Origin of the sequence: Methylobacterium sp. AMS5 (assembly GCF_001542815.1) — a bacterium.
In the GTDB taxonomy this organism is placed as follows: domain Bacteria; phylum Pseudomonadota; class Alphaproteobacteria; order Rhizobiales; family Beijerinckiaceae; genus Methylobacterium.
Genome location: NZ_CP006992.1, coordinates 3,091,224 through 3,103,953 on the forward strand (window position 1 = coordinate 3,091,224; position 12,730 = coordinate 3,103,953).

Genomic DNA, 12,730 nt, shown 5'->3' on the forward strand with positions numbered 1-12,730 from the left:
AGTCACGAAGGGTTCGACCACATGGCCATCTCTCTTCAGGCTCCGGACATCCGGGAACTCAAGCCCCGCATCACGGTGTTCGGCGTCGGCGGCGCGGGCGGTAACGCCGTCAACAACATGATCGAGTCGGGGCTGCTCGGCTGCGAGTTCGTCGTGGCCAACACCGACGCCCAGGCGCTCACCTCCTCGAAGGCCGAGCGCGTGATCCAGATGGGCATCGGCGTGACCCAGGGCCTCGGCGCCGGCTCGCACCCCGAGGTCGGCTCGGCAGCCGCCGAGGAGGTGATCGACGAGATCCGCGATCAGCTCTCGGGCGCGCACATGGCCTTCATCACCGCCGGCATGGGCGGCGGCACCGGCACCGGCGCGGCCCCGGTCATCGCCCGCGCGGCGCGTGACATGGGCATCCTGACGGTCGGCGTCGTGACCAAGCCGTTCCAGTTCGAGGGCATGCGCCGGATGCGCACGGCCGAGGCCGGCATCCAGGAGCTTCAGGCGGCGGTCGATACCCTGATCGTCATCCCGAACCAGAACCTGTTCCGGGTCGCCAACGAGAAGACCACCTTCGCCGACGCCTTCGCCATGGCCGACCAAGTGCTCTACTCGGGTGTCGCCTGCATCACCGACCTCATGGTCAAGGAAGGCCTGATCAACCTCGACTTCGCCGACGTGCGCGCGATCATGCGCGGCATGGGCAAGGCGATGATGGGCACCGGCGAGGCCTCCGGCGAGAACCGCGCCAACCGCGCGGCGGAAGCGGCGATCGCCAACCCGCTCCTCGACGACGTCTCGATGAAGGGTGCCCGCGGCCTGCTGATCTCGATCACCGGCGGCTCCGACCTGACCCTCTACGAACTCGACGAAGCCGCCACCCGCATCCGCGAGGAGGTCGATTCCGACGCCAACATCATCCTCGGCGCCACCTTCGACGAAAGCCTCGACGGCATCATCCGCGTCTCGGTGGTCGCCACCGGCATCGAGCCGGCGCTGATCTCGGCCGATTCCCCGAACAACCCGGAAATCGCCCAGACCGAGCAGCGCATCGCCGAGGTCGCCGAGCGTCTGCGCTCCGAGGCCCGCGCCCGCGCCTCCGCCGCCCTGAGCCCCGCCTCGACGCATCAGCCGGCACAGCAGAGCGGCCATCAGCCGTCCCACCGCCCCGGCCCCGAGCCGCTGCTCGCCCCGAACGCGGGCCCGCGGGCCATGCTGTCGGAGCCGGTGGCTCCGGAGCCGATGCGCGCCGAACCCGCCCCGGCGATGCACCACCATGATGTCGTGCTGACCCAGGCGCCGGCCCGCGCCGCCGTCCCGGCCTACGAGCCGCCGGCCCCCGCCCAGCTCCAGGAGCCCGCTCAGGCCGCGAACGGCCCCTACGTGCCGCCGCGTCCGCAGCTCGCCCGCCCGCCGCGGATGCCGCAGATCTCGGACCTGCCGCCCCACACCCAGGCGCAGATCCTCAAGAGCCGCGGCGAGGAGCCCCAGCCGGAGCCGAACCAGGATTCCAAGCGCATGACCCTGCTGCGCCGGCTCGCCACGGTCGGTTTCGGCGGTCGCCGCGAGGAGGCCGAGGCTGCTCCGGTGCCGGCGCCCCGCGCCGCCGCTCCGGCTCCGGTCGCCGCGCCCCGCGTCGAGCCGGCCCTGCGGGCGCCCGCGCCCCAGGCGCCGCAGTACCGCCCCGCTCAAGGCAATCTGGACGCGCAGGGCCGTGCCCTGCCGCCGCGGATGATGGAAGACGACCAGCTCGAAATCCCGGCCTTCCTTCGCCGCCAAGCGAACTGAAACGCGACCTGAAACAACGATTGCCTGTGGATCGATGGGGGCAACGCGGCCTCCATCGACCCTCATCGGGGTAATTCGGCCACAGACCCGGAACCGCAAGGTTCCGGGTTTAGCTACTTGTTAAGACACTGATCAGAAAATGCTTTTCAAAGATCGTGGCGAAACCGTGGCTGTAACAGATCGTAAGAATCCGTGATTTGGCCGGCCCGATTGCCACAGCTATACACGCTTCCGGAACGACAGAAGGCGCGGCCGGTCGATCGACCGCCAGCGCTCGCAGGGGCTTCAAGCAGCGGACGGACTTTCTCATACCGCCCTCCCGAAACGGGGTGCGCGGGAAGGATCCTGGCCGAGGGCTAAGGTATGCGGACGAACCAACAGACAACACTCAAAACGTCCGTGACGCTGACCGGAATCGGAGTCCACTCCGGCAACCCGGCGGAGATCACGCTCCACCCCGCCAAAGCCAACCACGGTATCGCCTTCCTCCGGACGGGCACGACCACCGGCAACGATCGGATCATCAAGGCCCACTTCGCCTGCGTCTCCGCCACCGAGCTGTGCACCGTCATCGGTGACGTCGAGACCGGTGCCGTCGCCACCATCGAGCATCTGATGTCGGCCCTCTACGGGCTCGGTGTCGACAACGCTCTGGTCGAGATCGACGGTCCCGAGATGCCGATCCTCGACGGCAGCGCCCGCCTCTTCGTCCAAGCCATCGACAGCGTCGGCCTCGCCGTCTGCGGTGCGCCGCGCCGCTGGATCAAGGTGCTCCAGCCCGTCCGCATCGAGGCGGGCCGCGCCTTCGCCGAACTCCGCCCGATCGACCGCGGCTTCCGCCTCGACGTGGAGATCGACTTCGAATCCCCGGTGATCGGCCGCTCGCGCAAGGCGATGGACCTGACCCCGGCCGCCTACCGCCGCGAGATCGCCCCCGCCCGCACCTTCGGCATGATGAAGGACGTGGAGCGCTACTGGAAAGCGGGCTTCGCGCTCGGCGCCTCCCTCGATAACACGGTCGCCGTCGGCGAGACCGCCGTCGTCAACCCGGAGGGCCTGCGCTTCTCGGACGAGTTCGTCCGTCACAAGTTCCTCGATGCGGTCGGCGACCTCGCGCTGGCCGGCCTGCCGCTCCAGGGCGCCTACCGCTCCTATTGCGGCGGCCACCGCATGAATGTCGGCATCCTCGAAGCCCTGTTCGCCGACCGCGCGAACTATGCCATCGTCGAGGGCCAGGGCACCCGCCGCGAGACCGCCCGCGCCGAATTCGGTGCCGGCCTGGGGCTCGCCGCCTTCGCCGCCGAGCTGTAACCCGGACGCCACATCGGCCCTCGATCCACGTCGCAGGCGGAATACCTTAAAGGTTCCCTACGCCCTGCCGTTTTGACGCCCGAATCGACCGCCAACCGTAAAAGCCTGCGCGTAGGCCGCGCGCCGCCCCTGAAGCGGCCGGGCCTGACAGGGAAATTGACCGCGATGCCTGTGACCTTCCCGACCCGTGGCGCGATGGCGGCCGTGCTCCTCAGCCTGGGCATCGGGCTCGGCGGCTGCGATGCCCTCGATCCGACCAACCTCTTCGCCGAAAAGTACAAGCCCGAGGCGATCCCGGATACGCCCGCGGACAAGCTCTACAGCGAGGGCTTGGCGAAGATGGAAGACAGGGATTACGAGAACGCCGCCAAGCAGTTCGATCAGCTCGACAAGCAGTACACCTATTCCGACTGGTCGCGGAAAGGGCTGCTGATGACGGCCTACGCGAACTACGAGGGCGCGAAGTACGACGACGCCATCAACGCCTCGAAGCGCTACCTCCAGCGCCACCCGGCGAGCAAGGATGCGGCCTACGCCCAGTACCTGATGGCGATGTCGCAATATAAGCAGATCCCGGACGTGACCCGCGATCAGGAGCGCTCCGAGCGCGCCCTCATCGCCCTCCAGGAACTGGTGCAGAAGTACCCGACCTCCGAATACGCCGCCGACGCCAAGGCCAAGATCCAGATCACCCGCGACCAGCTCGCCGGCAAGGAGATGGAAGTCGGCCGCTTCTATCTCGAGAAGCGCGCCTTCCCGGCGGCGATCAACCGCTTCCGCGACGTGGTCAGCAAGTACCAGACGACCCGCCACGCCGAAGAGGCGCTGGAGCGTCTGGTCGAGGCCTACATGGCGCTCGGCCTCACCGGCGAGGCGCAGACCGCGGCGGCCGTGCTCGGCCACAACTTCCCCGACAGCCCCTGGTACCAGGATGCCTACAAGCTCCTGCAGACCGGCGGCCTGGAGCCGCGCGAGGAGAAGTCCTCCTGGCTCAGCAAGATCTATCGCGGCGTGATCGGCAAGACCGCCGCTGCGGACTGAAGCGGATGGCATAGACTGTCGAAACGGCGTCGATCCAAAGCCAGGGTCGGCGCCGTTTTCTTTTTGCCTTCCATACGGATTGTCGCGACGAGATTTGCTCAGACCGCCGATCGGCGGGGCAAGACCTGTCGCAGCATCCATCGGGCGCTGCGCCAGCGAGCGGCCGCCTCTCGGAAGATTACGGCAAAGAGCCCCGACTCCGCGAAGGCTTCGGTCCCGTGCCCGAGAGTCTCGGCTACGCCGATATGCAGTTCGATCCGGCGGACGAGGCCGGAAATGCTTCCATCGGAAGGAAGGGTCCAGAACCCGTGCGCCGGATCCTCCGGCACTAGGATTTCTCTTCGGCAGAAGAAGTCGGCGCATCGAACACGCAGCAGGGGTGCCAGCCGCCCGTGGATGTGCCGCGTCGTGAAATCGACGGTCGGGGGTGTCATCGAGAGAAGCAGGACGCGGAAATCCATCAGATTCTGCGAGATGACCCGGACCTCGACATCATCCGGGATGCGGGCCGTCTGGAATGTCAGGCTGAAGAGCGGATCGCGCAGGCCGTAGCGAAGATTGGGGAGGTCCGCTCGTACGCCGCGTCCCCGCCGCACCACGGCTCGCGCAACCTTCCGGGCGAGTGCGACGCCGTCCGCATCAGGCACTGCCGGGACCAACTTGGGCAGATCGCCAATTGCCCTCGTTAGATCAGACTCCGTCATTGCGGCGGATGTTTCGAGTGTTGCTGCCACCAGAGCCGGCAGCACGGTTGGGCGCTTGCGGATGAAAAGCCAGCCCTCGTCGCGGGCCGTGAAGAAATCTACCTCACGGAAGATCATGCTGTCGTTGCCGATGATGTGCGGCCACGCCACGAACGTCGTCTCGCGGCAAGCGATCGTACCGGCCCGGCCATTCGCCTGCGCTAACATGGTCTGAAGCATGTTCTCGTCCGCATGGACGCAACACCGGAAGCGCGCCGCGTCCGGCAGGCAGGATTCGGCCTCATATAGGTATGTGCAGGCTTGCCGCGACAGGACGTACCAGTTGCTGCCGTGGTGGAGACGCGTGAGAAAGTCGGGGTCGCGCGCAAGGGCGGAGACGCCGAAGCTGCCGACCCCCGGAAGCTCGCGGTAGTCCATGCTGGACCGATGGACGAGATCCTCCTGTCCACTCGGGTACATGGCCGCGAACGGTGTCGCTGCGACATAGGAGACGCCGGGTTGCAGGGCGTCCGCCAGCTCGGCCGGATTGCGTAAGGGGCAGTGCTGCTCGCTCAAAGCCACGAGATGCGACCAAGCGGGCGCGGCCTTCAGCGCCCAGGCTACTGCATCGAGCGTGGTAGCGACCTGCGAGTAGGATGCCCAGGCATAGTGCCGGCTCGGCAGCACAGCGACGTTCGGGAAGGCCTGCGCCAAGCGACGCACAGTCTCGTGCAGGGCCTCAGGCGCCTTCGCATCGACATGATAGAGGTAGAGGTGATCTGGATGGTAAAGAAAGCGGAACTGGTCGCGAACGAAGGCCGGTGAGTGGTGGCAAGTGATGAAATAGGCCGTCATGATCCCGCTCGGCCGCGACGCTCCGTTGCCTGTCCCGCCTTCTAGCGGCGAACGCGCCGATCGGTCCATCGAGCTGGATCGTCGCGAACCGGTCGATGGCGATTTTTCCGCGTGAAGTCGTGGCCTCTTCCGTCTAGATCACGCGCACGACACCAAGGGGAACCGGACAGCAGCATGCTCGTCCAGCTCGCGATCCGCGACATCGTTCTGATCGACAAGCTCGAATTGACCTTCTCCGGGGGGCTCACCGTTCTCACGGGCGAGACCGGTGCGGGCAAGTCGATCCTGCTCGACGCGTTCGCCCTGGCGCTCGGCGGGCGCGGCGACGGCGGCCTCGTGCGGCAGGGCGAGGCGCAGGGCGGCGTCACCGCCGTGTTCGACGTGGCGCTCGACCACCCCGCCCGCGCCGTCGCGGCGGCGGCCGAGATCGATACCGACGGCGACCTGATCCTGCGCCGCACGCAATTCGCCGACGGGCGCACCCGCGCGTTCGTCAACGACCAGCCGGTCGGCGTGCAGACCATGCGGGCGATCGGTACGGCCCTCGTCGAGATCCACGGTCAGCACGACGACCGGGCGCTGGCCGATCCCACAACCCACCGCAGCATCCTCGACGCGTTCGGCGGGCTTCAGGGCCCGCTCGCGCAGGTGGCATCGGCCGCCAAACGCGTGCGCGCCGCCCGCTCGACGCTCGCGGAGCAGCGCGAACGCGTCGAGGCCGCGCAAAAGGAAGCCGATTTTCTCCGCCACGCGGTGGAGGAACTGGGCCTCCTCGATCCGCAGGCGGGCGAGGAGGCCCAGCTCGCCGAGCGCCGCACGCTGATGCAGCAGGGCGAGAAGGTCGCCCGCGAGTTGAACGAAGCGCTCGACCTCGTCGGCGGCTCCGGCTCGCTCGTGCCGCACCTCTCCTCCGCCGTGCGCCGCCTGGAGCGGCGCAGCGCCACGGTGCCGACCCTGGTCGATCCGAGTATCGCCGCCCTCGATGCCGCTCTCGTCGCGCTGGACGAGGCGCGCGCTGCCCTCGATGCCGCGGTGCTCGCCGCCGAGTTCGATCCGCGCGAGCTGGAGCGTGTCGAGGAACGATTGTTCGCCCTGCGCGCGGCCTCGCGAAAATATTCGGTCCCGGCCGACGACCTTTCCGACCTGCGCAGCCGCTACGATTCAGATGTGGCCGCCCTCGATGCCGGCGAACAGGCGCTTGCCGGGCTCGAGGCCGAACTCGCGGCGGCGGAAACGGCCTATGCCCAGGCCGCCAAACGGCTCGGCGACGGGCGCCGCAAGGCGGCCAAGGCGCTCGATGCGGCGGTGCAGTCCGAGTTGCCGCCGCTGAAGCTGGAGGGCGCCCGCTTCATCACGCAGATCACCGTGGACGAAGCCTCGCGCGACGCCGCCGGCACCGAGCGGGTCGAGTTCTGGGCGCAGACCAATCCCGGCACCCGCGCCGGCCCGATGATGAAGGTCGCCTCCGGCGGCGAGCTCTCCCGCTTCATGCTGGCGCTCAAGGTCGTGCTCGCCGGCAAGGGGTCGGCGCCGACCCTGATCTTCGACGAGATCGACACCGGCCTCGGCGGCGCGGTGGCCGACGCCATCGGCGCGCGGCTCGGCCGTCTCTCGGAGCAGGTTCAGGTCGTGGCCGTGACCCACGCGCCGCAGGTCGCCGCCCGTGCGGTGACGCATTTCCGCATCGCCAAGGATAGCGTGAAGGGGAAGGCGGCCAAGGGCGCGGAGAAGAGCGCCGAGCGGGTGACGACCCGGGTGGTCGGGCTCGCGGCGGATGCGCGCCGGGAAGAGATCGCCCGCATGCTGGCTGGCGCCACCGTCACCGACGAGGCGCGCGCGGCGGCGGCACGGCTGCTGTTGGGGGCCGAAGGCTGAGCCTCCGGCGCATCGTCTCATTCCAAAAGCCGGCGACCACCTTTTGGAACGATGCGCTAATCGCCCTCGTCGAGTTCGATCCCGTATTCCGCCAGCACCCAGAAGATCGCTTCCAGATCGTCGGCGGTGACGTCGCGCGGCGGCAACGCCTCTTCAAGGTCGTCGTAGGTCAGCGAGCGGCGGCGCTCCGCATCCGCCTTGGCGAGCAGGCGATCGACCGTCATGCGGATGTCGGCCGGCAGGGCATCGTGGCTCGGCAGCACGATCCCGCCGGCCGGGCGCAGGGCGTCGCTGAGCAGGCGATCGATGATCGCCTGCCGTCGCGCGTGAGCTCCGTCCGAACTGTCCATGCCACGGAATATGGACCGTCGTCGGCGCGCGTCGAGTCTCCCAGTGCCGCCGTCTTGAATGACTCCGTGCATGGCTCCACGCGTCACTCCTTGCCGACCGACATCAGCAGGCGCTCGGTGCGGGCATCCTCCAGGCGGTTGACCATGCGGCGGCTCTCGTGGACGTCGCGGAGCGTCTTGGTGGCGGTGATGCAGGACTGGACCAGCATCACCGTGCCCATGGCGAGATAGCCCTTCATCCACAAGTCGAGGGGCATGAACAGGATGCCGAAGCCGACGAGGGCGGCGGAGGCGACGAAGGAGGCTTGGGTGAACACGACCCAGGCGCCGGTATGCTGCGCAGTGTCTTGGGACATGCCTGAATTCCTAAGGAACGCGGGAGGGCGGATCAGAGGCAAGCGGCGCGGGCGGCCTCGGCGCGGCTTCGCAGGCGGGCGAGCACGTCGTCGGGGGAGGGACGCGTCCGGGGCCCGAAGCCCTCGCGTTCGAGGCGCTCGGAAATGGTCTTCTCGGGCGTCTCGATCGCGGTCAGCGCGTCTTCGGAATCCGTCGCCTCGGCCTGGATCCGCCGAAGCCGGGCCAGCGTCGCCTCGGCCTCCCGCAACGTCGCGCGATCCCGCACGCCCTCCGTCCGGCGCAGCCGCCGGACCGCTTCGGACGCTGCCGCGACCCGCCGCCCGCGCTCCAGGGCCGCCTGTCGCCGGGTCGCATCGGCGAGCGCCGCGCGCATACGGACGACCTCGGCCGCGAATGTCGCCCGAGCGGCGCGCAGGGCATCCCGCTCGGCTTCGAGGCTCGTGATCGCCTCGGCCGCATCGCGGGCCAGATCCTCGCGGCCCGCCGCAAGCGCGGCCACGGCGCGGGTCTCCAAGTCGGCGGCGCGGGTCTCGACCTGCGCCAGTCGCCGCGCCTCCGCGCTGTCTCCGGCCATGGCCGCGGCCAGCGTGCGCCGGCCGCGCTCCAGATCGGCGGCCGTCTCCCGGATCTGCTGATCGAGCACGAGGAGGGCATGACGGTCGTGGGCCTCCTCGCAGGCTTGGGCGGCAGCGCCGCGGGCGAGGGTTCGCAACAGCGTCAACATGGCATCACTTCGAGGGCGTGACCGCGTCGTCACGCCCTCATGGATGAGCCTGTTTGCACAGCGTGCAAGTGATGATTTGCACATCGTACAATATGGATGATCGTCCAGGACCGAGCCGCCCGAGCCGAACTCAAGCATCGTCCTGGATGCCTGATTCGGGACGATGCTCTAGCCCCGGCTCAATCCCTCACGGTCAATGTCGCCGCCTTGGCGATCCGCACCGGAATCGCCTTGGCTGCCGGCACCTTGGCCTGGGCATCGTGGTGCCAGAGCGGGATCAGCACGTTCAGCTCCGGGTAATACCCGGCGCAATTGCCGGCGGGGATGTCGTATTTGACGATCCTCAGGCCCTTCACCTCGCGGGCGAACTCGTCGGCGGCCTCGGTCACGACATCGACGGTCTCGCCATCGGCGAGTTGCAGCCGCTCGATATCGTTCTCGTTCATGAACAGCACTTGGCGGGTGCCTTTCACCCCGCGGAAGCGGTCGTGATAGCCGTAGATCGTGGTGTTGAACTGGTCGTTCGAGCGCAGCGTGATGAGGTCGAGCACGTCGCGCCGGTCGCTCTTCATGTCCGGGTCCATGTCGAGCCCGTCCGGCGGCACGACGAAGTTCGCCTTGCCGGTGGGCGTCTCCCATTTGCGCTCGCGCGCGGCGATCGGCTTGTGCTGGCCGCCGGGCTCGAACAGGCGCGCGTTGAAGTCCTTGAACTTCTCGGGATACGTCGCCTCAATGGCGTCGCGCACCCGCGCGTAATCGCCGACCCAGGCGTTCCAATCGACCTTGGGGTTGGCCGGCAGCGTCGCCTTGGCCAGTTGCGCCACGATCCAGGGCTCCGAGCGCACGTGGTCGCTCACGGGCCGGGCGACGCCGCGCGAGCCGTGGAAGCAGGAGGTCGAGTCCTCCATCGACACAGCCTGCGGCCCGCTCGCCTGCTCGTCCACCTCGATCCGGCCGAGGCAGGGCAGGATATAGGCGACCTCGCCGTGCACGAGGTGCGAGCGGTTGAGCTTGGTCGAGACCTGAACGGTAAGACGCAGCGAGCGCCACGCCTCCTCCATCCGCTTCGTGTCGGGGATAGCACGGATGAAGTTGCCGCCGAGCCCGACGAAGGCCTTCACCTTGCCGGAGAGAACGCCTTCGCAGGTCTCGATCGTGTTCATCCCCTTCTCGCGGGGCGGCTCGAAACCGTACATCTCCTTGAGTTTATCGAGCGGTACCAGCGACGGCTCGTCGGCGATGCCGACGGTGCGCTGACCCTGCACGTTCGAGTGTCCGCGCACGGGGCAGATCCCGGCGCCGGGCCGCCCGATATTGCCGCGCAGGAGCAGCAGGTTGACGAACATCTGCACCGTCTCGGTGCCGCGGCGGTGCTGGGTCAGACCCATGCCGTAGATGCCGATCACGGCCCGCGCACGGGCGTAGACGGCGGCGGCCGCCTCCATCCCCTCGCGCCTCAGGCCGGACTTGGTCTCCAGCGCCGGCCATTCGAGCCGGTCGCAAAACTTTTCGAAGGTCTCGAAGCCGTGGGTGTGCTCATTTAGGAAATCGATATCGAGGATGCGCGGGCGCCCTTCCGCCTGCGCCTCTCGATCCATGGCGAAGAGCGCCTTGCAGATGCCGCCGAGCGCCGCGATGTCGCCACCAGCCTTCACCTGATGGTACTGGGTCGAGATCTGCGTCGAGGAATGGGTCAGCATCTCGACGGGCGATTGCGGGTTGGTGAACCGTTCCAGTCCGCGCTCCCGAAGCGGGTTGAAGGTGATGATCGGCACGCCCCGGCGGCGGGCGTCCTGCAACGGGTGAAGCATCCGCGGCGCGTTCGAGCCGACATTCTGCCCGAAGAACAGGATCAGGTCGGTGGTCTCGAAATCCTCCAGCACCGTCGTGCCGACGGGAACGCCGATCGATTGCGGCAGCGCCTTCGAGGTCGATTCGTGGCACATGTTGGAGGAGTCGGGCAGGTTGTTGTTGCCGTACATGCGCGCGAACAGGGCGTACATGTAGCTCGTCTCCAGCGAAGCGCGGCCCGACGAGTAGAACACCGCCGAGTTCGGGTCCGTCTCGCGCAGAGCCTTCAGCTCTTGACCGATCTCCGCGAAAGCCTCTTCCCACGAGACGGGAAGGTAGCGGTCGCGCCGCGGATCATAGCGCAGCGGGTGTGTGAGGCGGCCCTTCTCCTCGAGGTCGTAATCCGGCCAAGTCAGCAATTCGGTGACCGAATGGCGCTCGAAGAAGTCGGGGCCGATCCGCTTGCGGGTCTGCTCCCAGGCGGTCGCCTTGGCGCCGTTCTCGCAATATTCGAACGTGGCCGGCTTGGCCGGCTTCGACCATGCGCAGGACACGCACATGAAGCCGCCCGGCTTGTTCTGCTTCATCAGCATCGCCGCGCCGGAAGCCGGGATCTCCTCGCGGGTCAGGATCTCGACGAGCGACCGGGCCGACCCCCATCCGCCGGCCGGGTCGGTATAGGCTTCGATCTTCTCGTCGGGCATGGCCGGGCTCGCTTCGCGTGAACCTCCGGCCAACATCCGCGCCAAACGTAGAGTTCCGCCCGTGCGACGATGCCTACGGCGCTTTGGAAAGCGCCACGCGGCCTATTGGTCGGCGAACGGTTCCGCCCCCTGGGCATCGGGGTTCATTCCCTCCACCGGCGCGCGGCTGCGGCGAGGGCGCGCCGGAGCGTTCGCCGCAGTCGGCGTCGCGGTGTTGGCGCCGAGTCGCGTCGCGAGCGCGATCGCCCGCGCTTCGGTAAAGCGCAGGTGGCAATAGCCGTGCGCGCCCTCGCGGGCATAGGTCCGGCAGGCCTGCTCGCGATCCGAGGAGAACGCCGCCTGCTCCTGCACGATCGGGCGGATGTCGCCGCCCCGCGCCCGCTGGGTCATGATCTTGTAATTGTCCCGCACCGCCTTGTCGGCGACGCCGCGGGCGGTGTCGAACTCGCCCGCCTGCGGGAGCAGACTCGCCGCGCCGGGCCCCCACAGGCCCGACGGCTTGGTCTCGCAATCCGCCGCCGTGAAGGTGCAGGCCGAGCCCGAGCCGAGCGGCGTAGCGAGCACGCTGCCGTCGAGGATCTCGAAGCGCAGCGGGCATTCGGCGCTCGCCGTCGAGAAGCGGGAGACGCCCTGCGCGCGGCCCTCGGCGCTCAGCGGCATCGGCTTGCCGCCGTCGAGCTTGACCGTGCAGTTCTCGGTCGGCTGCGAGATCTTGGTGCCCGGCAGCGTCATCTGGGCGGTATAGGCCGACCCGCTCCGCTCGATCTTCAGCGATCCGTTCAGCCCGTTCAGCAGCAGGTCCTGACCCGCGACGTTGTCCTCGGCCGGTACCCGCAGCACAACGGGCTGGCGGGGCTGGGCCGGCACGCTCGGGCGCGTCTCGGCGCCTTCGCCCGGTGCCGGAGCGCCCGGCTCCACCGGTTGCGGCGGCTGGACGGGCACGTTGCGCGGCGGCTGTGGCGGACGGGCCGCCCGCCCGATGCCGAACAGCTCCTCGAAGAAGTTCTGCGCCCGCGCCGGGGTGGCCGGGACCACGGCCAGGCCGGCCAGCACGAGCAACGCCCCCGTCGCGACGCGGAGCGGGCGAGGCTTCTTCGCGAAAACCCTTTCGGACACGGGCAGCAACATCAGGCGGTCGGCCTCCCGGTTTGCCGCCACTTCACGGACGGTATGCATAAGCCATATGCCGGTGTCCTAGCACGTCACCCGTGGCGCGGACGTGGCAGCATGGCAACAAACAAGCCTTCCTCTCGGTGTCGC

The 12,730-nt window shown here is 68.4% G+C and carries 10 protein-coding genes; 4 read left to right on the forward strand and 6 right to left on the reverse strand.

The genetic code is table 11. From position 1 onward, the window contains the following. Positions 1-21: 21 nt before the first annotated feature. The 3 genes from ftsZ (at position 22) to Y590_RS13825 (ending at position 4,131) form a co-directional block, all read left to right on the forward strand. Positions 22-1,779 carry a cell division protein FtsZ gene (ftsZ, locus tag Y590_RS13815; RefSeq protein WP_060770352.1) on the forward strand — a complete coding sequence of 586 codons (1,758 nt, stop codon included), beginning with the start codon at positions 22-24 and terminating at the stop codon, positions 1,777-1,779. A 363-nt stretch (positions 1,780-2,142) separates the two neighbouring features. Further along, entirely contained in the window at positions 2,143-3,090 is a 948-nt protein-coding gene (gene lpxC / locus Y590_RS13820) for a UDP-3-O-acyl-N-acetylglucosamine deacetylase (protein ID WP_060770353.1), read from the forward strand. A gap of 165 nt (positions 3,091-3,255) precedes the next feature. Beyond that, on the forward strand, positions 3,256-4,131 hold the full coding sequence (locus Y590_RS13825) for an outer membrane protein assembly factor BamD (RefSeq protein ID WP_060770354.1): 876 nt from the start codon (positions 3,256-3,258) through the stop codon (positions 4,129-4,131). Positions 4,132-4,229: 98 nt separating this feature from the next. On the opposite strand, the gene Y590_RS13830 is transcribed toward Y590_RS13825, so the two are convergent. After that, positions 4,230-5,669: a beta-1,6-N-acetylglucosaminyltransferase gene (locus Y590_RS13830; RefSeq protein WP_060770355.1), complete on the reverse strand. Its 1,440-nt coding sequence runs from the start codon at positions 5,667-5,669 to the stop codon at positions 4,230-4,232. Between the two features lie 174 nt (positions 5,670-5,843). Here Y590_RS13830 and recN point away from each other — a divergent pair, with 174 nt between their 5' ends. Further along, entirely contained in the window at positions 5,844-7,544 is a 1,701-nt protein-coding gene (gene recN, locus Y590_RS13835) for a DNA repair protein RecN (protein ID WP_060770356.1), read from the forward strand. Between the two features lie 56 nt (positions 7,545-7,600). Here recN and Y590_RS13840 read toward each other — a convergent pair whose 3' ends face one another. The 5 genes from Y590_RS13840 to Y590_RS13860 form a co-directional block, all read right to left on the reverse strand. Continuing rightward, the gene (locus tag Y590_RS13840) at positions 7,601-7,894 is read right to left on the reverse strand and encodes an RNA polymerase sigma factor region1.1 domain-containing protein (protein ID WP_012254285.1); all 294 of its coding nucleotides are present in this window, start codon (positions 7,892-7,894) and stop codon (positions 7,601-7,603) included. 83 nt (positions 7,895-7,977) lie between these two features. Beyond that, on the reverse strand, positions 7,978-8,250 hold the full coding sequence (locus Y590_RS13845; RefSeq protein WP_060770357.1) for a YiaA/YiaB family inner membrane protein: 273 nt from the start codon (positions 8,248-8,250) through the stop codon (positions 7,978-7,980). 32 nt (positions 8,251-8,282) lie between these two features. Continuing rightward, a complete protein-coding gene (locus Y590_RS13850) occupies positions 8,283-8,975 on the reverse strand; it encodes a PspA/IM30 family protein (protein ID WP_060770358.1) in 693 nt (230 codons plus the stop codon). Positions 8,976-9,154: 179 nt separating this feature from the next. After that, the gene (locus Y590_RS13855) at positions 9,155-11,470 is read right to left on the reverse strand and encodes an FdhF/YdeP family oxidoreductase (RefSeq protein WP_060770359.1); all 2,316 of its coding nucleotides are present in this window, start codon (positions 11,468-11,470) and stop codon (positions 9,155-9,157) included. Positions 11,471-11,572: 102 nt separating this feature from the next. Continuing rightward, complete coding sequence (locus Y590_RS13860) at positions 11,573-12,646, reverse strand: hypothetical protein (RefSeq protein WP_060770360.1); 1,074 nt, start codon at positions 12,644-12,646, stop codon at positions 11,573-11,575. Positions 12,647-12,730: the final 84 nt, after the last annotated feature.